The organism is Pseudomonas putida, assembly GCF_001941965.1.
In the GTDB taxonomy this organism is placed as follows: Bacteria; Pseudomonadota; Gammaproteobacteria; order Pseudomonadales; family Pseudomonadaceae; genus Aquipseudomonas; species Aquipseudomonas putida_L.
Genome location: NZ_MKZO01000073.1, coordinates 179,466 through 205,868, shown reverse-complemented (window position 1 = coordinate 205,868; position 26,403 = coordinate 179,466). Strand labels below are relative to the sequence as shown.

Sequence of the window (26,403 nt, the reverse complement as noted above, 5' to 3'; positions counted from 1 at the left end):
CTCCTGGAAAAACGGACCACCCGGCACGGGCGGCGATAGCGACAAGCTAATCATTATCGTTGCCGATGCCAAGGGGCCCGCTTCCCGGAGCCGTGTTACCAGGTCACGCCGAATCCGGCGGTGTAGCGGGTCTTGTCCAGATCGCTGTCGCGGGTGCCGCTGATGATGTCCTTTTCCGCCTTGAGGTTCAGCGAGGCCCACTCGGTGACCTTGTAGCGCAGACCCAGCTCGGCATCCAGGCTGTAGTCGGCGACATTGCCCAGCGGCTTGCCGACCTCGCCGTTGGTGAAGACCTCGACCGTCTTGCCGATCAGGTAGCGGTTGTAGTTCCACTTCATGCCGACGGAATAGAAGTTGTCCTTGCCGCCATCGGCGTACTCGTAGTCGGTGCGGTTGAGCAGCGAACCGAGGGAGAAGGCGCCCAGTTCGTCATCCCAGAACTGGTAGCCCGGGCCGGTACCGACGGTACGCTGGCGAGCCAGGTCCTCGATATGGTCGCGCTTGTATTCCAGGCGGCCCTGCCAGAACCACTTGTCGGTGATGAAGCGGTCCAGGGCGTACTCGGCGCTCCAGTTGTTGGTGGTGGTGACATCGTCCTTGCTGTCGCGGTTGTATTCGCCTTCGGCGTTGTGCCGCCAGCGACCGTGACGGGCGGTTGTCTTGAAGTCGACGTCGTAGTCGTCGGTGTTGGTCTCGGCGCGCTTGTAGTCCAGGGCCAGGTCGACGTTGCCCTTCCAGACCAGGTCCTCGACCACCGGCTTGGGCTTCATGATCTGCTGGATGCTCGCCAGCTCGACGGTCTTCGGCGCCTCGCCGTTGGCCAGGATCACTTTGCCCGGTTCGGCGGCCTGCAGCGACTTGGCGCGCTCACCGTTGTACTCGTCCTGCTTGACCAGCAGTTCCTGGTCGCTCTCCAGGGTCTTGACCTGCTTCCAGTCCAGCGGAATGGAGCCGCCGTAAGGGGTTTCCAGCAGCAGCTTGCCGCCATCGAACACCTTGATCTTGCCGCTCAGGCGGTCACCGTTCTTCATCCACACGGTATCGGCGAGAGCCGGCGCGCACGCGCCGACCATTGCAAGGCACAACAGGGTTCTAGAATACATAGGCAGCACTGAGTTCAGGTTCGCGAGAAAAAGTCGGGCATTATCCGGATGCCCAGGCCCAGAGCAAGGAAAGACCCACCCAATGCCAATGAGTTCAATTAGCAACCCTTTCTCCGTGTGCACCGCGAAGGGGGAAACACCCGAATGAATGCCGCCTCCGACATGACCCAGGAAAGCGCCGAAGGCCGACGAACGGCGCTGTACCTGGTCATGAACCAGATCCCGCCGGGCAAGGTGGTCAGTTATGGCGAACTGGCCGAAATGGCCGGCCTGGGCCGCGCTGCCCGCTGGGTCGGGCGTACCCTCAGCCAGTTGCCGGCCGACACGCGCCTGCCCTGGCACCGGGTGCTGGGTGCCGGCGGTCGTCTCAGCCTTGAGCAAGGAACGCCTTCGGGCGATGAGCAACGGGCGCGCTTGCGCGCCGAAGGGGTCAGCCTGCGCAATAATCGCGTCGATATGTCGCGCCATGGCTGGCGTCCGATGGATCACACCAGTTAGAGTGCGCGCTTTGTGTTCGTATTCTTGAGGCAGATGTTGGCCCATGCCCCGTAAAACCTGGCGCGCTGCGCTCGCTGCCTATGCCAGCCCGTCGACTGTGGTGCTCCTGCTGCTCGGTTTCGCCGCCGGCCTGCCTTACATGTTGGTGTTCTCGACCCTCTCGGTCTGGTTGCGCGAGGCCGGAGTGGCACGCGAGACCATCGGCTATGCAAGCCTGATCGGCCTGGCCTACGCCTTCAAATGGGTCTGGTCGCCACTGCTCGATCAATGGCGCCTGCCCTTGCTCGGCAAGCTCGGCCGGCGCCGCTCGTGGCTGGTGCTGTCGCAGATCCTGGTGCTTATCGGCCTGGTCGGAATGGGCTTCTGCGATCCGCAGAAGCACTTGTCCTGGCTGATCGCCCTGGCCGTTCTCGTCGCCTTCGCTTCCGCCACCCAGGACATCGCCGTCGACGCCTACCGTCTGGAAATCGCCGACGACCAGCGCCAGGCCGCCCTCGCCGCCAGCTACATGGCCGGCTACCGGGTCGCCGCCCTGCTCGCCACCGCTGGCGCGCTGTTCTTCGCCGAGTGGTTCGGCTCCACCGGTTTCAACTACATGCACAAGGCCTGGACCGGCACCTACGTGCTGTTCGGCCTGATGATGCTTCCGGCAGTGATCACCACCCTGCTGATGCGTGAACCCCCGGTGTCGCTGCGCACCCAGTTGCAGGCCGCGCGCTACGGCTTCAGTCACCAGCTGATCTCGGTGTTCGTACTGATCGTGCTGCTGGTCTCGGTCCCTGCGATGTTTACCCAGTTGTACAACACCGATTTCGCCAGCGTGCTGTTCGACGGCGTCAGCCTGCTCGACCTGCTCCTGGAAGACCGCGCCTTCCTGCGCGCCATCCTCTACACCACCCTGACCTGCCTGTGCCTCTCGGCCATGGGCCGGCGCGGCCTGGCGCCGGTGCTGACGCCGGTCAACGACTTCATCCACCGCTACCGCTGGCAGGCCCTGCTGCTGCTCGGGCTGATCGCCACCTACCGGATGTCCGACACGGTGATGGGCGTGATGGCCAACGTGTTCTACATCGACCAGGGCTTCACCAAGGACCAGATCGCCAGCGTCAGCAAGATCTTCGGCCTGATCATGACCCTGCTCGGCGCCGGCATCGGCGGCTTGCTGATCGTGCGCTTCGGCATCCTGCCGATCCTGTTCATCGGCGGCGCCGCCTCGGCCGCGACCAATATCCTGTTCGTGATGCTCGCCGACATGGGCCCGAACATCCAGATGCTGGTGGTGACCATCTCCCTCGACAACTTCAGCTCGGGCCTGGCCACCTCGGCCTTCGTCGCCTACCTGTCGAGCCTGACCAACCTGAAGTTCTCCGCTACCCAGTACGCCCTGCTCAGCTCGATCATGCTCCTGCTGCCACGCCTGATCGGCGGCTATTCCGGGGTGCTGGTGGAGAAGTTCGGCTACCACGACTTCTTCCTGATCACCGCCCTGCTCGGCGTACCGACCCTGATTCTGATCGCCTTGCACTGGCACCAGGAGATCCGTCGCGGCAAGGATCCGGACCAGCAGGCGGAGCAACCCGCCGCCGCCCCTGCCAGCGAACAGCAGCAGTCCTGATCAGGGCTGCTGCTGCAACACGCCCCGCAGCGGCCACAGCGCCAGCACCCCGGCCACGCCCGAAGCCACGGCGAACGCCAGCAGGCTGGCCCCGGCGCCGAACATGGCCATCACCACACCGCCCAGGCCCAGCAGGGCGATGGTGATCATCCCCAGCATGGCCGAGACCAGGCCCTTGCTCTGCTCGCTGCTGAACAGGGTCATGCGGTACAGCACGGCGTTGCCGATACCCAGGCCCAGGGCATAGATCGACAGACCGACCACCAGGCTGGGCACGCTCGGGTAGATCCAGGTTGCCAGCAAAGCCAGCGCCAACCCGGCGAGAAAAGGCCAGAGGGCACCGCGGACCAGTGCGGTCAGCGGATACCGATCGGCGATGCGGTTGATGATCAGGTTGCCGAGGATCAGCCCGCCGAACACCGGCAACTGCCACAGCGCGTATTCCATCTTGCTCAGGCCCTCGTCATGGATCAGCAGTACCGGCGACAGGCCGATCCAGCCGATCAGCGGCAGGCCGATCAGGCCCAACGCGGCGCTGCCGGCGACGAAACGGCGATTGCCGAGCAACTGCGCGTAGCCGGACAGCAGCGGCAGCAGGTGGATCGGCTGGAACGCCAGGCGCGAACCATCACGGCGCTCGACCCCCAGGGTCTCCGGCATGAAGCGGTACAAGGCGAACCAGGCCAGCACGGCAGTGATGCCGAACAGCACGAACAGCCAGCGCCAGGACACCCACTCCAGCAGCAGCGTGCCCACCAACGGCCCGAGCAGCGGCGACAACAGGGCGATATTGGCCAGCAGCGCCATCATCCGCACCGCATCCGCCTCGCTGAAGGCCTCGTTCAGGGCCGGGTAGCTGACCGTGACCACGAAGCCCAGGCCGATGCCCTGCAACAGGCGCAGCAGGTTGAACATCTCGATACCGTCGACCCAGTAGGTCACCAGGCAGGCCACGCAGAAGAACGCGCAGCCGCCGAGCAGCAGCGGGCGCCGGCCATAGCGATCGGCCAGCGGGCCGATCAGCCATTGCAGGAGTACTCCGCCGAGCAGGTAGAGGTTCAGGGCGTGGGGGATGAATTCGGGACTGGCGTCGAGGTCGCTGACCACCTGCGGCATGGCCGGCATGACCACGTCGCTGGCGAGGTAGGTGAGGAGTTCGAACAGGGCCAGGGTCAGGGCGAAGCAGAAGGCTCTGAAGGGAGTGATCTTGATGAGCGGGGTCATGGGTCGGTCGGCAGTTGAAGACTAGACCGGGCTGTATGCCAGAAAACCCTGTCGGACCGATAGCGGGGAGAAGTGAAGAAGTGTAATGCCTTCAGGGCCCTATCGCTGGCAAGCCAGCTCCCACAGGGTTTTGTGGGAGCTGGCTTGCCAGCGATAGGGCCATCAGCAACGACACAGGGCTGACTACTGGGCAGCAGTCTCCTGCACTACACGAATCACGCGCTGCGGAAAGGGAATATCGATCCCCTCGTCCTTCAGCCGGTCACGCGCGTGCTCGTTGAGCATGAACATCACGTCCCAGTAATCCGCAGTATTAACCCAGATCCGCAGGGAAACGGTGATGGAACTGTCGCCCAGGGTCGAAACCACCGCCTGCGGCGCCGGATCCTTGTGCACCCGCGGGTCGTTCTTGGCCAGCTCGAGCAGGACGTTGCGGGCCTTCTGCAGGTCGGCCTCGTAGTCGACACCGACGTCGAACACCACCTTGCGGGTCGGCTGGCGGTTGTAGTTGGTGATGATGCCGTTGGACAGGTTGCCGTTGGGCACGATCACCGTCTTGTTGTCGCCGGTGCGCAGCACGGTGTGGAAGATCTGGATGCTGTCCACGGTGCCGCTGACACCCTGCGCCTCGATCCAGTCGCCGAGGCGGAACGGACGGAACAGCAGGATCAGCACACCACCGGCGAAGTTCGCCAGGCTGCCTTGCAGGGCCAGGCCGATGGCCAGGCCGGCGGCACCGATGGCGGCAACGAACGAGGTGGTTTCCACGCCGATCATCGAGGCCACGCTGACGAACAGCAGGATCTTCAGGATGATATTGGCCAGGGTGCTGATAAAGCCTTGCAGCGCGGTGTCGGCGTTGCGCAGGGCCAGCAGCTTGCCGAGTTTCGCGGTGACCTTGTTGATCAGCCACCAGCCGATCGCCAGGGTGATCAGCGCCAGGGCCAGGCGGCTGCCGTATTCCATGATCAACGGAATCCAGGTCTGCGAAGTCCTGACCAGTTGATCGACCTCTGCATTCAAATCCATATGCCCTCCTGATGCGGCAAAAAACAGAAATTAAAGCGCCGCAAACGATTCAGCGACGCCAGGAACCTGGGACGCCGACAAAGCGCCAAGGTTCCTGAAACGCCGTGATCAATCGCGGAAATTGTTGAACTGCAGCGGCATGCCGAACTCATGGCCACGCAGGGCGGCGATGCATTCCTGCAGGTCGTCGCGCTTCTTGCCGGTCACACGGATCTGCTCGCCCTGGATCGCGGCCTGGACCTTGAGCTTGGCATCCTTGATGTGAGCGACGATCTTCTTCGCCAGCTCTTTATCGATACCTTCCTTGAACACCGCTTCCTGCTTCATTTCCTTGCCGGAGGCGTAGGCGTCCTTGATCTCCAGGCACTGGACGTCGATCTTGCGCTTGACCAAGGCCAGACGCAGGATCTCGACCATGGCTTCCAGCTGAAACTCGGCTTCGGCGGTCAGCAGGACGGTCTGGTCCTTTTCCTTGAACTCGAAGCTGCCCTTGCCCTTCAGGTCGTAGCGGCGATCCAGTTCCTTGATGGCGTTTTCCACGGCGTTGGTGACTTCGTGCTTGTCCAGTTCCGATACCACGTCGAACGACGGCATACCTTTTTCTCCAGAAAATAAAAGGTGCGCTGGCACTCCTTGACGGGAGTGCGATGGAGCGCACCGGGTTTGACGGTTAAAATGCCGGCTCATTATAAACGCTTGGGAAACGCTGATGAGCAGCACCTGGCATATTCTCGGCGCCGGCAGCCTCGGCAGCCTCTGGGCCTGTCGCCTGGCCCGCGCCGGCAAACCGGTTCGCCTGATCCTGCGCAGCGCGCAGCGCCTGCAGTCCTATGAGGCGGCGGGCGGCCTGAACCTGGTCGAACAAGGCCAGCCGGCGACCTTTGCCATCCCCGCGGAAACCCTCGACGCAGACACGCCGATCCAGCGCCTGCTGCTGGCCTGCAAGGCCTATGACGCAGAAAAGGCCATCGCCAGCATCGCCCACCGCCTGGCACCGGACGCCGAGCTGATCCTCCTGCAGAACGGCCTCGGCAGCCAGGACGAAGTCGCCGCCCGGGTCCCGCAGGCCCGCTGCATATTCGCTTCCAGCACCGAAGGCGCTTTCCGCGAGCGCGACTGGCAGGTGAACTTCGCCGGCCACGGTTTCAACTGGCTGGGCGATCCTGCCAACCCGCTGGCACCGACCTGGCTCGACGACCTCACCGACGCCGGCATTCCCCATGAATGGACACCGGACATCCTCACCCGCCTGTGGCGCAAGCTGGCCCTGAACTGCGCGATCAACCCGCTGACCGTGCTCTACGATTGCCGCAACGGCGGCCTCGCCGGACATCATTGCGAAGTCGCCACCCTGTGCGCCGAGCTGGCCGGGCTGCTGCAGCGCTGCGGCCAGCCACAAGCGGCGGAAAACCTGGAAACCGAGGTACAACGGGTGATCGAGGCCACCGCCGCGAACTACTCTTCGATGTACCAGGACGTACGCAACGGCCGCCGGACCGAGATCCACTACCTGCTCGGCCACGTCTGCCGCAGCGCGATGCGCCACGGTCAGCCGCTGCCCCATCTGGAACGGCTCTATCGGCGCCTGGTCGAACACCTGGACAGCCACGGATTGCCCAGCGACTGAGGGCAGCGTTACCCTGCCCCATCACCCACAGGACCACGCCGTCACCATGCCCTTGCGCGAACGCCTGGAAAACCTGCCGGTCGGCCAGAAACTGCTGGCCGCACTGCTGGTGCTGCTGATCACCATCCTGCTGGTGGCCAACCTGACTTTTATCAGCGCCGCCTACTGGATTTCCCAGGAGGCCATGGCGCCCCAGGCGCTGCAGACCATCGGTCGCCTGGTGTCCAACCCGCAACTGGCGCAGCAGGCCACCGACTCGCCGGAAGCGGCCAACCGCCTGCTCGACGAGCTGGACACCTACACCCCCCTGCGCGCTGCCGCGCTGTACGGCAGCGACGGCAAGCTGCTCGCGGAGCTGCAGCATGGCGAGCCGATCGCCCTGCCCAAGCGCTACCGCAATATCGAAGGCTGGCGCCTCACCGAATTCCGCAGTACCCAACTGGTGCGCCTGCCCCGTACCGGCAGCCCGCCCGGCCATCTGCTGCTGGTGGCCAGCAGCGAACTGCCCACCGCCTTCTACACCGGCACCCTGACGGCCAGCCTCGGCATCCTGGTGTTCAGCGTGCTGCTGTGGATGATCATCGCCCGGCAGATCAAGCGCCTGATCACCCAGCCGATCTACCAGCTCGAACAACTGTCGCGCCAGGTCACCCGGGAAGAAAACTATGCCCTGCGCGCCCGCCCCGGCAACCACGACGAGATCGGCAGCCTGGCCGAGGCCTTCAACACCATGCTGTCGCGCATCGAGGCCCGGGAGCAGCAGCTCAAGCGCGCTCGTGACGAATTCCAGCAGGCCTACGACCAGGCCCAGGGCCTGGCCGAGGAAACCCGCCACACCAACCGCAAGCTGGAACTGGAAGTCCAGGTGCGCGGCAAGATCGAGCGCAAGCTCACCGGCTTCCAGAACTACCTCAACAGCATCATCGACTCCATGCCCTCGGCGCTGATCGCCCTCGACGAACAGCTCTACGTCACCCAGTGGAACCAGGAGGCCAGCAGCCTCTCCGGTACGCCCCTGGACGAAGCGCTGAACCAGCCGATCTTCCTCGCCTTCGAGCCGCTCAAGCCGTTCCTGCCGCAACTCAAGGAAAGCGTCGAGAAGCACCGGGTGGCGAAGATCGAGCGGGTCACCTGGACCCGCGAGGATGACGTGCGCCACTACGCCCTGACCTTCTACCCGCTGATGGGCGGCGGCGGGCGTGGCGTGGTGATCCGTATCGACGACATCACCCAGCGCCTGTCGCTGGAGGAAATGATGGTGCAATCGGAGAAGATGCTTTCGGTGGGCGGCCTCGCGGCGGGCATGGCCCACGAGATCAACAACCCGCTGGGCGCCATCCTGCACAACGTGCAGAACATTCGCCGGCGCCTGTCGCCGGACCTGCCGAAGAACCTCGAGGCCGCCAGCGAGACCGGCATCGACCTGGACACGGTCAATCACTACCTTGAAGAGCGCCAGGTCCCGCAACTGCTCGACGGTATCCAGCAGGCCGGGGCGCGGGCGGCGAAGATCGTCACCCATATGCTCAGCTTCAGCCGCCGCAGCAACCGGCAGATGGCGCCCTGCGACCTGCCGGCGCTGATCGACCAGGCGGTGGAGATCGCCGGCAACGACTTCGACCTGGCCATCGGCTTCGACTTCAAGGGCCAGGCCATCGTCCGCCAGTTCGACCCGGCGCTCGGCCCGGTGCCGGGCACCGCCAATGAGCTGGAGCAGGTACTGCTCAACCTGCTGAAGAACGCCGCCCAGGCCATTCACCTGCGCGAGGACGACCGCGAACCCGGGCGTATTACCTTGCGTACCAGACTGAATCCGCCGTGGGCGGAGATCCAGGTCGAGGACAACGGTATCGGCATGCCCGAGGCGATCCGCAAGCGCACCTTCGAGCCGTTCTTCACCACCAAGGAAATCGGCCAGGGCACCGGCCTTGGCTTGTCCGTCTCGTACTTCATCATCACCAACAACCACAAGGGCCAGATGGAAGTGCAATCGAGTCCGGGCCAGGGCACCTGCTTCACCCTGCGCCTGCCCCTGGTTGCCACCCCGCTGCCCGTCACTCGCAAACTGGAGTCATAAGCATGGGTTTCCGCCTGTCGAAGATCTACACCCGCACCGGCGACAAGGGCGAAACCGGCCTTGGCGATGGGCGTCGGGTGCCCAAGGACCATCCGCGGATCGAGGCGATTGGCGAGGTGGATACGCTGAACAGTCAGTTGGGGTTGTTGCTGGCAGGGTTGGCTGCGCAGGGGCTGGGCGAGCTGACCGACGTATTGGCGCCTTGTCAGCATCGCTTGTTCGACCTGGGTGGCGAACTGGCGATGCCCAGTTACCAGGCGCTGGACAAGGCCGAGATAGAACGGCTGGAGACGGCGATAGACCTATGGAACGAGGAGCTGGGGCCACTGGAGAACTTCATCCTTCCGGGAGGCTCGGCGCTGGTGGCGCAGGCCCATGTGTGCCGGAGCCTGGCACGGAGTGCGGAGCGGCGGTGTCAGCAGTTGAATGCGGTAGAGCCGTTGGAGGGGGTTGGGCTGGCGTATATCAACCGGCTGTCGGACTTGTTGTTCGTCGCCGCGCGCTTGATCGCCCGCCGCCAGGGCATCGGCGAAATCCTCTGGCAGGCTGCCGCAAAACCCTGAATAGGAAGCCAGACCCTGACAACATTTTTGCCCTTGCCGGCCTCATCGCTGGCAAGCCAGCTCCCACAGGGTTATCTGCCGGACACAAAAACCATGGCTGACCCAGGACCTTGTGGGAGCTGGCTTGCCAGCGATTGGCCAGGCCTGACAACATCATTGTTCAAGCCAGCTCCCACCGGGGTCAGGCTTCGGGCCAGAACGCCCGGATCCCGGCCACACCCTGCGCACCGATCTGCCAGGCCCGCTCACGCTCGTTCGGCCCCACGCCACCCAGCAGGAACACCGGCTTGTTGAAGCCGTCGATCATCTGCTGCGCCGCCTCCCAGCCCAACGGCTGAGCCTCAGGATGGGTCAGGGTCGCCTGCACCGGCGACAGGGTGACGAAGTCCACGCCCATCTGCTCGGCCAGCGCCAGCTCTTCAAGACTGTGGCAGGACGCCGCCAGCCAGCGATCCTTGGGGAACGGCCGGCCATTGGGCGCGTACTTGCGCAACTGCTCGGCCGTCAGGTGCCAGCCGGCAGACGGGAAGTCCCCCAGCCATTCCAGTGGCCCCTTGAGCATCAACTGCGCCTTGCCGGCACACAAGCCAACCGCGTCCACCGCGACATCACGGTATTTCGGGTCGTACATGTTCGGCGCACGCAGTTGCACCAGCTTGACCCCGCCAGCAATGGCCTTTTGAATCCCGCGCAGCATCTGCGGGGTTTCCAGGTCGTCCGGGGTAATCAGGTACTCGCCCGGCAGACGCGCCGCCGCAACGATCGGCCGGTTGGCCTCGGGGAACTCGTATTGCCCCAGCTCCCGCGGCGAGACCCAGGCCAGCGGCTGCCCCTCGGCACCATGGGGTTCGCCGGTAAAGGCGCCGACTTCCCAGACATCGAGCAGGATCTGCTTGTCCGGATAGTCATGCTTGATCTTGATCAGTGGCCGCGCTGCGGTCACCTCGATGCCCAGCTCTTCACGCAGTTCGCGGGCCAGGGCTGCCTCGACGGCTTCACCGTCCTCGACCTTTCCTCCGGGAAACTCCCAGAGACCGCCCTGATGCTGGGTTTCGCCACGCCGGGCGATGAGAATACGGCCATCCGCGCCACGAATGACGGCGGCGGCGACATGAATCCGTTTCAACTTTGAACTCCGCTGATTGAGAGGATGCCGCCGCCCGGCCAGCCCAGGCGGCGGCGTTCGATCAGGTGCGGTATTCCGCGTTGATCTTCACGTACTCGTGGGACAGGTCGGTGGTCCAGATGGTCTCGTTGCACTGACCACGGCCCAGCTCGATACGGATGGTGATTTCTTCCTGGGCCATGACGGCGGAGCCCTGCTCTTCCGTGTAGGTAGCGCTGCGGCCGCCCTTGGAGGCGATGCAGACACTGTCCAGGTACACGTCGATCAGGCTGACGTCGAGGTTCGGCACGCCGGCACGACCCACGGCAGCAAGGATCCGGCCCCAGTTCGGGTCGGAGGCGAACAGCGCGGTCTTGATCAGCGGCGAGTGAGCCACGGCGTAACCGACGTCCAGGCACTCCTGGTGGTTGCCGCCGCCGTTGACCTGCACGGTGACGAACTTGGTGGCGCCTTCGCCGTCACGGACGATGGCCTGGGCCACTTCCATGCAGACTTCGAACACCGCCTTCTTCAGCGCGTCGAACAGCGGGCCGCTGGCTTCGCTGATCTCGGCCACGTCGGCCTTGCCGGTGGCGATCAGCATGCAGCAGTCGTTGGTCGAGGTGTCGCCGTCGATGGTGATGCGGTTGAACGACTTGTTGGCGCCGTCCAGGATCAGGTCCTTGAGCACCGCCGGGGCGACCTTGGCGTCGGTGGCGATGTAGCCGAGCATGGTGGCCATGTTGGGACGGATCATGCCCGCACCCTTGCTGATGCCGGTGACGGTGATGGTCACGCCTTCATGCTGGAACTGACGGCTGGCACCCTTGGGCAGGGTGTCGGTGGTCATGATGCCGGTGGCGGCTTCGGCCCAGTGGTTCTCGGACAGGTTGTCCAGGGCGGCCTGCAGGGCGCCTTCGATCTTCTCGACCGGCAGCGGCTCGCCGATCACACCGGTGGAGAACGGCAGCACGGCGCTGGCGTCGACGCCGGTCAGCTCGGCCAGTTTGGCGCAGGTGCGCTCGGCGGCAGCCAGGCCCGGGGCGCCGGTACCGGCGTTGGCATTACCGGTGTTGGTCAGCAGGTAGCGGACGGTGCCCTGCACGCGCTGCTTGGCGATGATCACCGGGGCGGCGCAGAAGGCGTTCAGGGTGAACACACCGGCAACGCTGGAGCCTTCGGCACAGCGCATCACCACCACATCCTTGCGCCCCGGGCGCTTGATGCCCGCAGAGGCGATACCGAGTTCGAAACCGGGAACCGGGTGCAACGTTGGCAAAGGACCAAGACCAACAGCCATGAAAGCGCTCCTAGAAAAAATTCACCGCCGGCGATCCGACGGTGCTTGAGATGGAACAACGCCGCGACGGTAGGAACCGGTCGCGGCGCGGTGTTCAGGTTTCAGCGTGTCACGGCTCGATCAGTTGATCTGCCCGTGGCAGTGCTTGAACTTCTTGCCCGAGCCACACCAGCACAGCTCGTTGCGGCCCAGCTTCTGGTCGTTGCGTACCGGCGCGGTGGCGACGGCGACTTCAGCGCCCTCTTCCAGCTGCTCGGCCGCTTCCAGGCCTGGGGCTGCGGCATGCTGGAACTGCATGCGCTGGGCCAGCTCTTCAGCCTCGCGGCGCAGACGGGCTTCTTCCTCGACCGGATCCTCGCGGCGCACCTGGACGTGGGACAGCACGCGGATGGTGTCGCGCTTGATCGACTCCAGCAGTTCCTGGAACAGGGTGAACGACTCGCGCTTGTACTCCTGTTTCGGGTTCTTCTGGGCGTAGCCACGCAGGTGGATACCGTGACGCAGGTGATCCATGGTCGACAGGTGGTCTTTCCACAGGTCGTCGAGGACGCGCAGCAGGATCTGCTTCTCGAAGGTACGCAGGGCCTCGGCGCCGGCGCTGTCTTCCTTCTCGTTGTAGGCCGCAACCAGTTCGGCCATGACCTTCTCGCGCAGGGTCTCTTCGTACAGCTTGTCGTCTTCGTCGAGCCATTGCTGGATCGGCAGTTTCACGCCGAAGTCGCTGGCCAGCGAAGCTTCCAGGCCGGACACGTCCCACTGCTCGGGCAGGGATTGTGGCGGAATGTGCTGGGCGAAGGTGGCGTCCAGGGTTTCCTGGCGGAACTCGGTGATGGTGTCGCCGATGTTCTCGGCGGCCAGCAGGCTGTTGCGCATGTGGTAGATCACCTTGCGCTGCTCGTTGGCCACGTCGTCGAATTCGAGGAGCTGTTTACGGATGTCGAAGTTGCGACCTTCGACCTTGCGCTGCGCCTTCTCGATGGCGTTGGTCACCATGCGGTGCTCGATGGCCTCGCCGGACTGCATGCCCAGGGCCTTCATGAAGTTCTTCACCCGGTCGGAGGCGAAGATGCGCATCAGGCTGTCTTCCAGGGACAGGTAGAAGCGGCTGGAACCCGGGTCACCCTGACGACCGGAACGACCACGCAACTGGTTGTCGATACGGCGCGATTCATGACGCTCGGAGGCGATCACGTGCAGGCCGCCGGACTCGATCACTTGCTGGTGACGCTTCTGCCAGTCGGCCTTGATCTGGGCGATCTGCTCGGGGGTCGGGTTTTCCATGGAAGCCACTTCGACTTCCCAGTTGCCGCCCAGCAGGATGTCGGTACCGCGACCGGCCATGTTGGTGGCGATGGTCAGCGCACCCGGGCGACCGGCCTGGGCGATGATCTCGGCTTCCTTCTCGTGGTACTTGGCGTTCAGGACCTTGTGGTCGATACCTTCCTTCTTGAGCAGGTTGGACATGTGCTCGGAGGTTTCGATGGTCGCGGTACCGACCAGGACAGGACGGCCCGAGGCCATGCTTTCCTTGATGTCGGCGATGATCGCGGCGTACTTCTCGTCGGCGGTCAGGTACACCAGGTCGTTGAAGTCCTTCCGGGCCAACGGTTTGTTCGGCGGGATGACCATGACGTTTAGGGCGTAGATCTGGGCGAACTCGAAGGCCTCGGTGTCAGCGGTACCGGTCATGCCGGACAGCTTGTTGTAGAGACGGAAGTAGTTCTGGAAGGTGGTCGAGGCCAGGGTCTGGCTTTCGGCCTGGATATTCAGGTTTTCCTTCGCTTCGATGGCCTGGTGCAGGCCTTCGGACAGACGGCGGCCCGGCATGGTACGGCCGGTGTGCTCGTCGATCAGCAGGACCTGGCCGTCCTGGACGATGTACTCGACGTTGCGATGGAACAGCTTGTGCGCGCGCAGGCCGGCGTAGACGTGGGTCAGCAGGCCCAGGTTGTGCGCGGAGTAGAGGCTCTCGCCCTCGGCCAGCAGGCCGACCTGGGTGAGCATCTCCTCGATGAACTGGTGACCGGCTTCGTTGAGCTCGACCTGGCGGCTCTTCTCGTCGATCTTGTAGTGGCCTTCCTGGGTGACCTGGCCTTCCACTTCCTCGATGTGCTGGGTCAGGCGCGGGATCAGCTTGTTGATCTCGATGTACAGCTTGGAGCTGTCTTCGGCCTGGCCGGAAATGATCAGCGGGGTACGGGCTTCGTCGATCAGGATGGAGTCGACTTCGTCGATCACGGCGAAATTCAGCTCGCGCTGGAATTTCTCTTCCACGCTGAACGCCATGTTGTCGCGCAGGTAGTCGAAGCCGAATTCGTTGTTGGTGCCGTAGGTGATGTCGGCGGCGTAGGCGGCGCGTTTCTCTTCAGGCGGCTGGAACGGGGTGACGACACCGACGCTCAGGCCGAGGAACTCGTACAGCGGACGCATCCAGTTGGCGTCGCGGCGGGCCAGGTAGTCGTTGACCGTGACCACGTGCACGCCCTTGCCGGACAGTGCGTTGAGGTACACGCCCAGGGTTGCCACGAGGGTCTTGCCCTCACCGGTGCGCATTTCAGCGATCATGCCTTCATGCAAGGTCATGCCGCCGATCAGCTGCACGTCGAAGTGGCGCATGCCCATGATCCGCTTGCCGGCCTCGCGCGCGACGGCGAAGGCTTCGGGCAGGATCTGGTCGAGGGTCTCGCCTTTGGCCAGGCGCTCTTTGAACTCGGGGGTCTTGGCCCGCAGCTGTTCGTCGGAGAGGGCCACCATCTGCTCTTCGAAGGCATTGACGGTCTGCACCGTCTTGAGCATGCGCTTCACTTCACGCTCGTTCTTGCTTCCAAAAAGTTTCTTTAACAAAGGCGCAAACATATCGGCAGGATCTTCCACACGTAGGGATGGAGGGCGGCCCCGTGAGTCGCCCGTGCAGCCCTTATTGGCCGCATGCGAACGAGCATTCTACCCGGAAACGATGGTGAGGAAAGTGGTGGAGTTCCACGATGCTGGCACAGCGCTGTGACGGGGCTTTTTTACAATAAGGGCTTTTTCCCCAACTTCAACCCGCGTGGATCAAGATTCACGTGGATAGTGGCGTTCCAGCCCCTCGCGGGCGATCTGTTAAGATACCGCAATCGACTTTCCAGGTGTCATCATGGCCTACCGCCCCTCCCCCGCTCGCGCCCCCGGCACGCTGTTGCGCGAAGCCCGTCCGCTGAAGGCACTGTTCAACCAGGCGCAACGCCTGGCGCAGTTGCAGCGCCTGGTGGAAAGCCAGTTGCAGCCGGCAGCGCGGGAGCATTGCCATGTGGCGTCGTGGCGCGAGGGCACGCTGACGCTGATCGTCACCGACGGGCACTGGGCGACCCGCCTGCGCTATCAGCAGAAGCGCCTGCAGCGGCAGTTGCAAGCGCTGGATGTGTTCGTGAACCTGAGCCGGATCCTGTTCAAGGTGCAGCCGAGCGCCACTACCGTCCGCCCGCCGAGCCATGTCATCGATATTTCCGACAAGTCGGCAGAGACCATCCAGGCCACCGCGGAGGGGATCAGCGATCCGAACCTGCGGGCGGCGCTGGAGCGGTTGGCGAGTCATCGCAAGAGCAATAAAGACAATGCCTGAGGTGTTGCTGGTGGCCTCATCGCTGGCAAGCCTGCTCCCACAGTGTCCGCGTCGAGCACAAATCTTGTGGCTGGCATAAACCCTGTGGGAGCTGGCTTGCCAGCGATAGGGCCCGACCTGACAACATCATTTCCCAAGCCAGCAGACAGGCATAAAAAAGGCCGCCCGAGGGCGGCCTTCAAAACTAGAGAGAGTATTCGAGCTTATACAGCGGCAACCGGACGCATGTAGGAGATCGGTGCAGTGCTGGCGTCTTCGAACGTCACCACTTCCCACGCATCGGTCTCTTCGATCAGCTTGCGCAGCAGCTGGTTGTTCAGCGCGTGACCGGACTTGAAGCCACGGAATTCGCCGATCAGGCTGTTGCCCAGCAGGTACAGGTCGCCGATGGCGTCGAGGATCTTGTGCTTGACGAATTCGTCTTCATAGCGAAGACCGTCTTCGTTCAGGACACCGTCCTTGTCCACCACGATGGCGTTTTCCACGCTCCCGCCCAGGGCGAGGTTGTGCTTGCGCAGGTACTCGATGTCGCTCATGAACCCGAAGGTACGGGCGCGGCTGACTTCCTTCACGAACGAGGTGCTGGAAAAGTCCACGCTGGCACTTTGGGTCCGGTTGCGGAACACCGGGTGGTCGAAATCGATCTCGAAACTCACCTTGAACCCGTCGAAAGGCAGGAAGGTGGCGCGCTTGTCGCCGTCTTCAACAGTCACTTCACGCAGGATGCGGATGAATTTCTTCGGCGCGTCCTGTTCTTCCAGGCCGGCGGATTGAATCAGGAATACGAAGGGGCCTGCGCTGCCGTCCATGATCGGGACTTCGGAGGCAGAGAGCTCGACGTAGGCGTTATCGATGCCCAGGCCAGCCATGGCCGAGAGCAGGTGCTCAACCGTGTCTACCTTGGTATCGCCATTGACCAGCGTGGTCGACATGGTGGTCTCGCCGACGTTTTCCGCACGGGCAGGAATTTGCACCACGGGGTCGAGGTCGGCTCGGCAAAATACGATGCCGGTATCCACAGGCGCGGGTTTCAGGGTCAGGTAAACCTTTTCCCCGGAGTGCAGGCCGACACCTGTGGCACGGATGATATTTTTCAGGGTGCGTTGTTTAATCATGGCATTGGCCGCTTCAGCACAGATTGCGAACTGGTATCAACAAAGGCTGGGGATGATAACAGACCCAACCTTTGCTGAACACCAATCACCCTAATACCCCTGATAAATTCCATCAATCGGCCTGGCGACGCAGGAAGGCCGGGATGTCCAGGTAATCCAGATCGTCCTGCGGGTTGAGCTTGGCCGCTGCCGCTGCACCCGCGTGAGTCTGGTTGCGCATCACGGTCGGACGCTCCAGGTCACGGTAGTTCACCGCTGGCTGCTCGTTGCGCACAGGCGCTGGAGCCGGGGTCGACGCCTGGGCTGCCGCGGATTGCAGGGTGTTGTCGATGACCTTCACAGGCTTCTCGATCTTCGCGCCCAGACCGGTGGCGACCACGGTGACGTGCAGCTCGTCGCGCATGTCCGGATCGATCACGGTACCTACCTTGACCATCGCGTGGTCGGAGGCGAACGCTTCGATGATGCTACCCACGTCGGAGTATTCACCCAGCGACAGGTCCGGACCTGCGGTGATGTTGACCAGGATGCCGCGGGCGCCCTGCAGGTTGACGTCTTCCAGCAGCGGGTTGCGGATCGCCGCCTCGGTGGCTTCGCGAGCACGGTTCGGACCGCTGGCGCAGCCGGTACCCATCATCGCCATACCCATTTCGCTCATCACGGTACGCACGTCGGCGAAGTCGACGTTGATCATGCCCGGACGCTTGATGATATCGGAGATACCGCGAACGGCACCGGCCAGTACATCGTCCGCCTTGGCGAAGGCCGACAGCAGGCTGGCGTCTTTACCGAGGATGGTCAGCAGCTTTTCGTTCGGGATGGTGATCAGCGAGTCGACGCTGTCAGCCAACGCGCGGATGCCTTCATCGGCGATCTGCATGCGCTTGCGACCTTCGAACGGGAACGGACGGGTCACCACCGCAACGGTGAGGATGCCCATTTCCTTGGCCACTTCGGCGATGATCGGCGCAGCACCGGTACCGGTACCGCCACCCATGCCGGTGGTGATGAAGACCATGTTGGTGCCCTGCAGCACCTCGGCGATACGCTCGCGGTCTTCCAGCGCGGCCTGGCGGCCGATTTCCGGGTTGGCACCCGCGCCCAGGCCCTTGGTCACGCCGGTACCCAGTTGCAGAATGGTGCGCGCACCGATGTTTTTCAGGGCCTGGGCATCAGTGTTGGCGCAGATGAATTCGACGCCTTCGATGCTGCTCTTGACCATGTGGTTGACGGCGTTGCCACCGCCGCCACCGACGCCGATCACTTTGATGACCGGACTTTGCGGGACGTTGTCTACGAGCTCGAACATTTTCCCTCTCCTTTCAGTTCTCTAGTTTTTTGCGCCTGCCACTACTGCTCTTGAAACTTAAAAGTTTCCCTGGACCCAACGCTTGAAGCGCTCAAGCACCGGGGCCTTAGGTTCATCGCCATAGCTGTCGTTTCTGATACCTGGCACTGGCACGCCGTCGGACTGTTTCTGCAGGCCATAGGTCAGCAGGCCAACGCCAGTGGAATAGATCGGGTTGCGAACCACGTCGCTCAGCCCCCGAACGCTGTGTGGTACGCCGAGGCGTACCGGCATATGGAAGATTTCCTCGGCCAGCTCGACCGCGCCTTCCATCTTCGAGGTACCACCGGTCAGGACGATGCCCGCTGGTACCAGGTCCTCGTAGCCGCTGCGACGCAGCTCCGCCTGGATCAAGGTGAACAGTTCGTCGTAGCGCGGCTCGACCACTTCGGCCAGGGCCTGGCGCGACAGCTCGCGCGGCGGACGGTCGCCGACGCTCGGCACCTTGATGGTTTCGCCGGCACCGGCCAGCTTGGCCAGGGCGCAGGCGTAGCGAATCTTGATTTCCTCGGCGTACTGGGTCGGCGTACGCAGGGCCATGGCGATGTCGTTGGTGACCTGGTCGCCGGCGATCGGGATCACCGCGGTGTGACGGATCGCGCCTTCGGTGAAGATGGCGATGTCGGTGGTGCCGCCGCCGATGTCCACCAGGCACACGCCCAGCTCTTTCTCGTCGTCGGTCAGTACCGAGTAGGCCGAGGCCAGTTGCTCGAGGATGATGTCGTCGATTTCCAGGCCGCAGCGACGCACGCACTTCTCGATGTTCTGTGCCGCGTTGACCGCGCAGGTGACCACGTGGACCTTGGCTTCCAGACGCACGCCCGACATGCCCAGGGGCTCGCGCACGCCTTCCTGGTTATCGATCACGTAGTCCTGCGGCAGGGTGTGCAGCACGCGCTGGTCGGCCGGAATGGCCACGGCCTGGGCCGCGTCCAGGACCCGCTCCAGGTCCGCGGTGCTGACTTCACGGTCGCGAATCGCCACGATGCCGTGGGAGTTCAGGCTGCGGATGTGGTTGCCGGCCACGCCGACGAAGGCCGAGTGGATCCGGCAGCCGGCCATCAGCTGCGCCTCTTCGACGGCGCGCTGGATCGACTGCACGGTGGACTCGATATTGACCACCACGCCTTTCTTCAACCCGCGCGATGGATGGGTGCCGATACCGACGATCTCCAGGGTGCCGTCGGCGGCGACTTCGCCCACCAGTGCCACCACCTTGGACGTGCCGATATCCAGCCCGACGATCATTTTGCCGCTATGCGCATTTGCCATGGGTCCTGCCTCTCTCTAATTCTTCGCCACGGCGGGTTGGGCCGCGGGCTGTGCAATCGGTTCCCGCCAGCCAACGGCAAGTCCGTTGGCGTAACGCAGATCGATGCGGGCGATGTTCGTGATCTGTTCTTTGAGCGTCTTGTTGTAGATGGCAATGAAGCGGCGCATTTTTTCCACCAGGTGGTCGCGCCCCAGCAGCAGTTCGATCCCCGGGCCGGCACTGCCGGCGCCGGTGGTGAGGAACCAGCTGCCCCGCTCGCGCAGCTCCAGGCGTGCGATCGAGAAACCCAAAGGACGCAACATCTGGTTCAGTACCTGATATTGCTGCATCACTTGTTGCTGAGCGCGCTGCGGCCCGAAGAGCTGCGGCAGGTGCTCGTAATTCGCCAGTTCGCGCGGGGTGAAGGCCTGGCCCTGGTTGTTGAGCAAGGCATCCTCGCCCCAGCGCGCCACCGGCAACTGTTCTTCCAGGCGGATCACCACTTCGTCCGGCCACACCCGGCGCACTTCGGCATGGGCGATCCAGGGCATCTGCTCCAGCTCGGTACGCATGCTCGCCAGGTCGACGGTGAAGAAGCTCGCCGCCACATAGGGGGCGATCCGCTGCTGCACCGCCTGCTGGCTGATGTAGCTGAGGTCGCCCTGTACGGCGATCTTGGTGATCGGCCGGTCGGCATAGGGCATCAGCCGCTGCGCGCCCTCGTAGGCACCGAAGCCCGCGACGACCAGCAGGACCGGCCACAGCAGCTTCTTGAAGATGCTGAAGTTCGGCTTGGGCAGGCGCGCCGACAGTGGCTCCTTGGCCACCATTCGGCTGGCACCACGCGGCACCGGCTTGTTACGGCCGGGGGCGGGTGGCTGATGACGTAACATCGCGCCTTGCATGGGCTTAACCTCGCGCCTCGACACTGGCCGCCAGGATCGCCAGCACCAACTGCTGGAAATCGAGGCCGGCCGCACGTGCCGCCATGGGCACCAGGCTATGGTCGGTCATGCCGGGTGCGGTGTTGACTTCAAGCAGCCAGAAACGGCCCTGCTCGTCCTGCATTACATCCACACGGCCCCAGCCAGCGATGCCGATGGCGTCGCAGGCGCGGGCGGTGAGGTCGATCAATTCCTGTTCCTTGGCCGCGTCCAGGCCACACGGGATCCGGTACTGGGTATCGGAAGCCAGGTACTTGGCGTCGTAGTCGTAGAACGAATGCGGGGTGCCCAGGGCGATTGGCGGCAGAACCTGGTCGCGCAGCACCGCAACGGTGAACTCCGGACCTTGAATCCACTGCTCGACCAAAACTTGCGAATCGTAGTTGGCGGCGTCTTTCCAGGCCGCGATCAATTCCGCGACGCTGGACACTTTCGCCATACCGATACTGGAACCTTCATGGGCCGGTTTGACGATCAAAGGGAAGCCCAGTTCCGCGCCTGCAGAAATACAGTCGGCTTCGCTGGCCAGCACGGTGTGCAGCGGGGTCGGAATACCCAGGCTCTGCCAGACCTGCTTGGTGCGCAGCTTGTCCATGGCCAGGGCCGAAGCGAGGATGCCGCTGCCGGTGTACGGGATGCCCAGGCACTCCAGCAGGCCCTGCATGCTGCCGTCTTCACCGCCACGGCCGTGGAGGATGATGAAGGCGCGATCGATCTTCTCGTTGAGCAGGCGGGTCAGCAGGTCGTCACCGACATCGATGGCGACCACGTCGACACCCGCGCTCTGCAGCGCGTCGATCACTGCGGCACCGGACTTCAGCGAGACTTCGCGCTCGGCGCTCTTGCCGCCGTAGAGCACAGCGACGCGGCCGAAGTCTTGCGGGGCAATGGTGGAGTGCAGCTTGGCGTAGGCTTCGGCAGTCATTTCGATTTCCCCTGACTGGCAACCGCACCAGCGAACAACGGACTTTTCAACAGTTGTGGCGCAAGACCGCCGATATCACCGGCGCCCTGGCACAGCAGGATGTCGCCGGCACGCAGCAGCGGCTTGACCAGCGGCGCCAGCTCGATGCCGCGCTCGATGTAGATCGGGTCGAGCTTGCCGCGCTGGCGGATGCTGTGGCACAGCTGGCGGCTGTCGGCGCCCGGGATCGGCTCTTCGCCGGCCGGGTAGACTTCCATCAGCAGCAAGACGTTGGCGTCGCCCAGCACCTGGACGAAATCGTCGTACAGGTCGCGGGTACGGCTGTAGCGGTGCGGCTGGTAGACCATCACCAGGCGGCGCTCCGGCCAGCCCCCGCGGACGGCCTTGATCACTGCGGCGACTTCGGTCGGGTGGTGACCGTAGTCGTCCACCAGCATGACGTTGCCGCCTTCCACCGGCAGTTCGCCGTACACCTGGAAGCGTCGGCCAACCCCCTGGAAGCCCGACAGGCCCTGGACGATGGCTTCGTCGCTGATGCCTTCGTCGGTGGCGATGGCGATGGTCGCCAGGGCATTGAGCACGTTGTGGTTGCCCGGCATGTTGACCGACACGTCCAGCGGCGCGCGGTCGCGGCGCAGCACGGTGAAGTGGGTCTGCATGCCCGACTGGCGCACGTTGATCGCCCGCACGTCGGCTTCTTCGCTAAAGCCGTAGGTGACTGCCGGGCGCTTGACCAGCGGCAGGATCTCGCGCACCACCGGGTCGTCCAGGCAGACCACGGCCAGGCCGTAGAACGGCAGGTTGTGGAGGAACTCGACGAAGGTTTTCTTCAGCTTGTTGAAGTCGCCTTCGTAGGTCGCCATGTGGTCGGCGTCGATGTTGGTGACCACCGCCACCAGCGGCTGCAGGTGCAGGAAGCTGGCATCGCTTTCATCGGCTTCGGCGATCAGGTAGCGGCTGGTACCGAGCTGGGCATTGGTACCCGCGGCGTTCAGGCGGCCACCGATGACGAAGGTCGGATCCAGGCCACCGGCGGCGAAGACCGAGGCCAGCAGGCTGGTGGTGGTGGTCTTGCCGTGGGTACCGGCGACGGCGATGCCGTGGCGATAGCGCATCAGCTCGGCGAGCATCTCGGCACGCGGCACCACCGGAATGCGGCGCTCAAGCGCGGTGGCGACTTCCGGGTTGGCGGTGTTGATGGCGCTGGAGACCACCAGCACGTCGGCGCTGGCGGCGTTCTCGGCACGGTGGCCGATGAAGATTTCCGCGCCGAAGGACTTCAGGCGCTCGGTCACGGCCGAGTCCTTGAGGTCGGAGCCGGACACCTGGTAACCCAGGTTCAGCAGCACTTCGGCAATGCCGCACATGCCCACGCCGCCGATACCGACGAAGTGGATGCGACGGATGCGGCGCATTTCAGGCTGGGGCATGGCTTTCTGGTTCTCAACCATGGGCCACCTCCAGGCAGATATCGACCACGGTGCGGGTTGCAGCAGGTTTGGCCAGGCGGCGTGCCGTGGTGGCCATGGTGTCGAGTTTTTCCGGTTGCATCAGCACCTCGTTCAGGCGTTCAGCGAGCTGCGCTGCGCCAGTTGTCGCTTGCGGCATCAGGAAGGCGGCGCCTTCACGTGCCAGATAATGGGCGTTGTGGGTCTGGTGGTCGTCGATCGCATGGGGCAAGGGCACCAGCATCGACGGCAGTCCGGCGGCCGCCAGCTCGCTGACGGTCAGCGCACCGGCACGGCACACCACCAGGTCGGCCCAGCCATAGGCCTGGGCCATATCCTTGATGAAGGGCTCTACCTGAGCCTCGATCCCTGCTTCGCGATAACGCTCGGCAGTGATCCGGTCATGATGCTTCCCGGCCTGGTGGAACACCTCGGGCCGGATCGCTTCCGGCACCAGGGCCAGGGCCTGGGGCAACAGCTTGTTCAGCGGCTCGGCGCCGAGGCTGCCGCCCAGTACCAGCAGGCGCGCACGGCGTCCGGCCAGGGCTTCGCGCACTGGTTCCAGGAACAGTTCGGCACGCACCGGGTTGCCGGTGGTACGGCGCTTGTCGCTGGCACCAAAGGTCTCCGGGAAGGCTTCGCAGACCCGGCCGGCCAGTGGCACCAGCAAGCGGTTGGCAGTACCGGCACGGGCGTTCTGCTCGTGGATCACTACCGGCACGCCGCACAGCTTCGCGGCCACGCCGCCAGGGCCGGTGACGTAGCCACCGAAGCCGACCACGCAGACCGGCTTGACCTGGCGAATGATCCGGCGTGCCTGTAGCACCGCCTTCACCAGGGTGAACGGCGCCTTGAGCAGCGACAGCTTGCTCTTGCCGCGCAGCCCGGTGACGTTGATCAGGTGCAGTTGCAGGCCGGCCTGCGGCACCAGTTCGTTCTCGATGCCGCGTGGCGTGCCCAGCCAGTGCACGGTGAAGCCGCGCGCCTGGAATTCCCGGGCGCAAGCCAGCGCCGGGAACACATGGCCGCCGGTGCCGCCGGCCATGATCAATACGTTCTTGCCGTCAGCGGCCATGATGATTCGGCTCCTCGGCAAAATCGTTTTCGTCGAATTCGTGCTCCTCGCTGCCCAGGTGCGTGCGGCTCTCCCACTCGATGCGCAACAACAAGCCGACGCAGGCACAGCAGATCACCAGCGAGCTGCCCCCGTAGCTGAGGAACGGCAGGGTCAGGCCCTTGGTCGGCAGCAGGCCGACGTTCACCCCGATGTTGATCAGGAACTGGCCGATCCACAGGAAGGCCAGGCCGAAGGCCACGTAGGCGGAGAAGAATTGCTTGGCTTTTTCCGCCCACAGGCCGATGTACAGCGCGCGCACGGTGACGAAGACGAACAGCGCCACGGTCAGCAGCGAACCGATCACCCCCAGCTCTTCGGCAAGCACCGAGAACACAAAGTCGGTGTGGGCTTCCGGCAGGTAGAACTGCTTCTGCACGCTGTTGCCCAGGCCGACGCCGAACCACTCGCCACGACCGAAGGCGATCAGCGCCTGGGTCAGCTGGTAGCCGGAACCGAACTGGTCGGCCCAGGGGTCGGTGAAGGTGATCAGACGCGCCATCCGGTACGGCTGGGCCTGGACCAGGACGAACACCGCGCCCACCGCCAGCACCACCATCAGGCCGAAGCGGAACAGCCCCACCCCGCCGAGGAACAGCATCGCCGCCGCCGAGCCCATCATCACCACGGTGGCGCCGAAGTCCGGCTCCATCAGCAGCAGGCCGGCCATCGGCAGGAGGACGATGAACGGCTTGAAGAAGCCCATCCAGCTTTCCCGCACTTCCTGCTGGCGGCGCACCAGGTAGCCGGCGAGGTAGACCACCACGAAGACCTTGGCGATCTCCGAGGGCTGGACGTTGAAGAAGCTGAAGCCGATCCAGCGCATCGAGCCGTTCACTTCGCGGCCGATCCCCGGGATCAGCACCGCGACCAGCAGGCCGAAGGCACCGATCAGCATCAGGAAGCCCATGCGCTGCCAGGTGGAGAGCGGCACCATCATGGTGACCAGGCAGGCACCCACGCCGAGCCCGACGTACACCAGGTGGCGGTACATGTGGTAGAGCGGATTGCCCGACTGCGCCGCCGCGACTTCCGACGATGCCGAGGTGATCATCACCAGGCCCAGACCGAGCAACGCCAGGCAGCCGACCAGGAACGGGAAGTCCAGGTCGATGCCACGACCGCTGATCAGCGGCGACGGATAGGGCTTGATGGCGCCGAAGATCATGCCAGTTCTCCTGCGGCCTGGGCGAACAGGCGCCCACGCTCTTCGAAGTTCTTGAACATGTCGAGGCTGGCGCAGGCCGGGGACAGCAGCACGGCATCGCCGGGCTCGGCCAGTTCGGCAGATTTGTGCACGGCTTCCTCGAGGGTCCTGACCCGGATCAGCGCCACGCTGTCACCCAGGGCTTCGGCCAGCAGCTCGGCGTCGCGGCCCAGCAGGACCACGGCGCGGCAGTGTTCGGCAACCGGCGCACGCAGGGCGGAGAAGTCCGCACCCTTGCCATCGCCGCCGGCGATCAGCACCAGCTTGCCGTCGATATCGGCACCCAGGCCTTCGATGGCGGCCAGGGCAGCACCGACGTTGGTGGCCTTGGAATCGTCGTAGTAGTTGACGCCGTTCAGCTCGCGAACCCACTGGCAACGGTGGGCCAGCCCGCCGAAGTTGCGCAGGCTTTCCAGCATGGCCTCGAACGGCAGGCCCACGGCATGCCCCAGGGCCAGCGCCGCCAGGGCGTTGGACTGGTTGTGCGCGCCACGGATCTTCAGCTCGCGAACCGGCATCAGGTTCTGGAATTCGAAGGCCAGGTACTTCTCACCGTCTTCCTCGCGCAGGCCAAAGGCCTTGAAGTCAGGCGTGTTCAGGCCGAAGGTCCAGCACGGCTGGTTTTCCACCGGCAGCGGACGGCTCAGGGCGTCCTGGCGGTTGACCACGACCTGGCGCGCGCCACGGAAGATCCGGTGCTTGGCCAGGTGGTAGGCCGGCAGGCCGCTGTAGCGGTCCATGTGGTCTTCGCTGACGTTGAGCACGGTGGCCACTTCGGCGTTGAGCTGGTCGGTGGTTTCCAGCTGGAAGCTCGACAGCTCCATCACGTACAGCTCGACGTCGTCGCTGAGCAGGTCGAGGGCCGGGGTGCCGAGGTTGCCGCCGACCGCCACGCGCTTGCCCGCCGCAGCCGCCATCTCGCCGACCAGGGTGGTCACGGTGCTCTTGGCGTTGGAACCGCTGATGGCGACGATCGGCGCCTTCGCGTGACGCGCGAACAGTTCGATATCACCGGACAGCTTCACGCCACGCGCTGCTGCCTGCTGCAGGGCTGGGGTAGCGAGGGCCAGGCCGGGGCTGACGTACAGCTCGTCGGCGCGGCAGAGGAAGTCCACGTCCAGTTCGCCACAACGCACTTCCACCTGCGGGTAGTCGCGACGCAGGGTCGCCAGCTCCGGCGGGTTCTCGCGCGTGTCGGCGACCGCAAACGCAATGCCCCGGTTCGCCAGGAAGCGAACCAGGGACATGCCGCTCTTGCCGAGGCCGACAACGATGCGGAAGTGGTCAGTTGCGATCAAGGACACGCGT

At 64.2% G+C, this 26,403-nt stretch carries 22 protein-coding genes; 6 read left to right on the top strand and 16 right to left on the bottom strand.

All coding sequences use genetic code 11. The features are described 5' to 3' along the window. Nucleotides 1-95 precede the first annotated feature (95 nt). Nucleotides 96-1,103, bottom strand: coding sequence for a DUF481 domain-containing protein (locus PSEMO_RS29910; protein WP_075806464.1), 1,008 nt, complete (start codon nucleotides 1,101-1,103; stop codon nucleotides 96-98). Between the two features lie 144 nt (nucleotides 1,104-1,247). Here PSEMO_RS29910 and PSEMO_RS29905 point away from each other — a divergent pair, with 144 nt between their 5' ends. Both PSEMO_RS29905 and PSEMO_RS29900 read left to right on the top strand, forming a co-directional pair. Further along, the gene (locus tag PSEMO_RS29905; protein ID WP_075806463.1) at nucleotides 1,248-1,601 is read left to right on the top strand and encodes an MGMT family protein; all 354 of its coding nucleotides are present in this window, start codon (nucleotides 1,248-1,250) and stop codon (nucleotides 1,599-1,601) included. A gap of 43 nt (nucleotides 1,602-1,644) precedes the next feature. Further along, nucleotides 1,645-3,216, top strand: coding sequence for an AmpG family muropeptide MFS transporter (locus PSEMO_RS29900; protein WP_075806462.1), 1,572 nt, complete (start codon nucleotides 1,645-1,647; stop codon nucleotides 3,214-3,216). Here PSEMO_RS29900 and PSEMO_RS29895 read toward each other — a convergent pair whose 3' ends face one another. From PSEMO_RS29895 to PSEMO_RS29885, 3 genes are all read right to left on the bottom strand, one after another. Continuing rightward, nucleotides 3,217-4,440, bottom strand: coding sequence for an MFS transporter (locus PSEMO_RS29895; RefSeq protein WP_075806461.1), 1,224 nt, complete (start codon nucleotides 4,438-4,440; stop codon nucleotides 3,217-3,219). It lies immediately after the preceding gene. A 183-nt stretch (nucleotides 4,441-4,623) separates the two neighbouring features. Then, nucleotides 4,624-5,469, bottom strand: a complete 846-nt coding sequence (locus PSEMO_RS29890; RefSeq protein WP_075806460.1) for a mechanosensitive ion channel family protein — start codon at nucleotides 5,467-5,469, stop codon at nucleotides 4,624-4,626. A 108-nt stretch (nucleotides 5,470-5,577) separates the two neighbouring features. Beyond that, nucleotides 5,578-6,063 carry a YajQ family cyclic di-GMP-binding protein gene (locus PSEMO_RS29885; RefSeq protein ID WP_075806459.1) on the bottom strand — a complete coding sequence of 162 codons (486 nt, stop codon included), beginning with the start codon at nucleotides 6,061-6,063 and terminating at the stop codon, nucleotides 5,578-5,580. 115 nt (nucleotides 6,064-6,178) lie between these two features. Between PSEMO_RS29885 and PSEMO_RS29880 the strand changes: the two genes are divergently transcribed. The 3 genes from PSEMO_RS29880 to PSEMO_RS29870 are packed head-to-tail and all read left to right on the top strand — an operon-like array spanning nucleotide 6,179 to nucleotide 9,736. Continuing rightward, on the top strand, nucleotides 6,179-7,096 hold the full coding sequence (locus tag PSEMO_RS29880; RefSeq protein WP_075806458.1) for a putative 2-dehydropantoate 2-reductase: 918 nt from the start codon (nucleotides 6,179-6,181) through the stop codon (nucleotides 7,094-7,096). A 46-nt stretch (nucleotides 7,097-7,142) separates the two neighbouring features. Continuing rightward, a complete protein-coding gene (locus PSEMO_RS29875; protein WP_075806457.1) occupies nucleotides 7,143-9,173 on the top strand; it encodes a sensor histidine kinase in 2,031 nt (676 codons plus the stop codon). A gap of 2 nt (nucleotides 9,174-9,175) precedes the next feature. Beyond that, the gene (locus tag PSEMO_RS29870) at nucleotides 9,176-9,736 is read left to right on the top strand and encodes a cob(I)yrinic acid a,c-diamide adenosyltransferase (protein WP_075806456.1); all 561 of its coding nucleotides are present in this window, start codon (nucleotides 9,176-9,178) and stop codon (nucleotides 9,734-9,736) included. 181 nt (nucleotides 9,737-9,917) lie between these two features. On the opposite strand, the gene PSEMO_RS29865 is transcribed toward PSEMO_RS29870, so the two are convergent. The 3 genes from PSEMO_RS29865 to secA form a co-directional block, all read right to left on the bottom strand. Further along, entirely contained in the window at nucleotides 9,918-10,862 is a 945-nt protein-coding gene (locus tag PSEMO_RS29865; protein ID WP_075806455.1) for a Nudix family hydrolase, read from the bottom strand. Nucleotides 10,863-10,923: 61 nt separating this feature from the next. Further along, nucleotides 10,924-12,141 carry a bifunctional glutamate N-acetyltransferase/amino-acid acetyltransferase ArgJ gene (gene argJ / locus PSEMO_RS29860; protein ID WP_075806454.1) on the bottom strand — a complete coding sequence of 406 codons (1,218 nt, stop codon included), beginning with the start codon at nucleotides 12,139-12,141 and terminating at the stop codon, nucleotides 10,924-10,926. Between the two features lie 120 nt (nucleotides 12,142-12,261). Continuing rightward, nucleotides 12,262-14,997, bottom strand: coding sequence for a preprotein translocase subunit SecA (gene secA, locus PSEMO_RS29855; RefSeq protein ID WP_075806453.1), 2,736 nt, complete (start codon nucleotides 14,995-14,997; stop codon nucleotides 12,262-12,264). Between the two features lie 280 nt (nucleotides 14,998-15,277). Between secA and PSEMO_RS29850 the strand changes: the two genes are divergently transcribed. Beyond that, the gene (locus tag PSEMO_RS29850) at nucleotides 15,278-15,742 is read left to right on the top strand and encodes a DUF721 domain-containing protein (RefSeq protein ID WP_075806452.1); all 465 of its coding nucleotides are present in this window, start codon (nucleotides 15,278-15,280) and stop codon (nucleotides 15,740-15,742) included. Nucleotides 15,743-15,945: 203 nt separating this feature from the next. Here the strand turns inward: PSEMO_RS29850 and lpxC are convergent, their stop codons facing one another. From lpxC to murD, 9 genes are all read right to left on the bottom strand, one after another. Next, nucleotides 15,946-16,857 carry a UDP-3-O-acyl-N-acetylglucosamine deacetylase gene (gene lpxC / locus PSEMO_RS29845; RefSeq protein ID WP_075806451.1) on the bottom strand — a complete coding sequence of 304 codons (912 nt, stop codon included), beginning with the start codon at nucleotides 16,855-16,857 and terminating at the stop codon, nucleotides 15,946-15,948. Nucleotides 16,858-16,969: 112 nt separating this feature from the next. Next, a complete protein-coding gene (gene ftsZ / locus PSEMO_RS29840) occupies nucleotides 16,970-18,166 on the bottom strand; it encodes a cell division protein FtsZ (protein WP_075806450.1) in 1,197 nt (398 codons plus the stop codon). A 57-nt stretch (nucleotides 18,167-18,223) separates the two neighbouring features. After that, a complete protein-coding gene (gene ftsA, locus PSEMO_RS29835) occupies nucleotides 18,224-19,477 on the bottom strand; it encodes a cell division protein FtsA (protein ID WP_009396676.1) in 1,254 nt (417 codons plus the stop codon). A gap of 15 nt (nucleotides 19,478-19,492) precedes the next feature. Further along, a complete protein-coding gene (locus PSEMO_RS29830; RefSeq protein WP_075806449.1) occupies nucleotides 19,493-20,362 on the bottom strand; it encodes a cell division protein FtsQ/DivIB in 870 nt (289 codons plus the stop codon). Nucleotides 20,363-20,366: 4 nt separating this feature from the next. Then, a complete protein-coding gene (locus PSEMO_RS29825; RefSeq protein WP_075806448.1) occupies nucleotides 20,367-21,326 on the bottom strand; it encodes a D-alanine--D-alanine ligase in 960 nt (319 codons plus the stop codon). After that, the gene (murC, locus tag PSEMO_RS29820; RefSeq protein WP_075806447.1) at nucleotides 21,323-22,777 is read right to left on the bottom strand and encodes a UDP-N-acetylmuramate--L-alanine ligase; all 1,455 of its coding nucleotides are present in this window, start codon (nucleotides 22,775-22,777) and stop codon (nucleotides 21,323-21,325) included. Before murC ends, PSEMO_RS29825 begins: the two co-directional genes overlap by 4 nt. Continuing rightward, complete coding sequence (murG, locus tag PSEMO_RS29815) at nucleotides 22,770-23,849, bottom strand: undecaprenyldiphospho-muramoylpentapeptide beta-N-acetylglucosaminyltransferase (RefSeq protein WP_075806446.1); 1,080 nt, start codon at nucleotides 23,847-23,849, stop codon at nucleotides 22,770-22,772. The genes murC and murG overlap by 8 nt, the downstream gene beginning before the upstream one ends. Continuing rightward, the gene (gene ftsW, locus PSEMO_RS29810; protein ID WP_075806445.1) at nucleotides 23,839-25,056 is read right to left on the bottom strand and encodes a putative lipid II flippase FtsW; all 1,218 of its coding nucleotides are present in this window, start codon (nucleotides 25,054-25,056) and stop codon (nucleotides 23,839-23,841) included. Before ftsW ends, murG begins: the two co-directional genes overlap by 11 nt. Next, nucleotides 25,053-26,399: a UDP-N-acetylmuramoyl-L-alanine--D-glutamate ligase gene (gene murD, locus PSEMO_RS29805; protein WP_075806444.1), complete on the bottom strand. Its 1,347-nt coding sequence runs from the start codon at nucleotides 26,397-26,399 to the stop codon at nucleotides 25,053-25,055. The genes ftsW and murD overlap by 4 nt, the downstream gene beginning before the upstream one ends. Nucleotides 26,400-26,403: the final 4 nt, after the last annotated feature.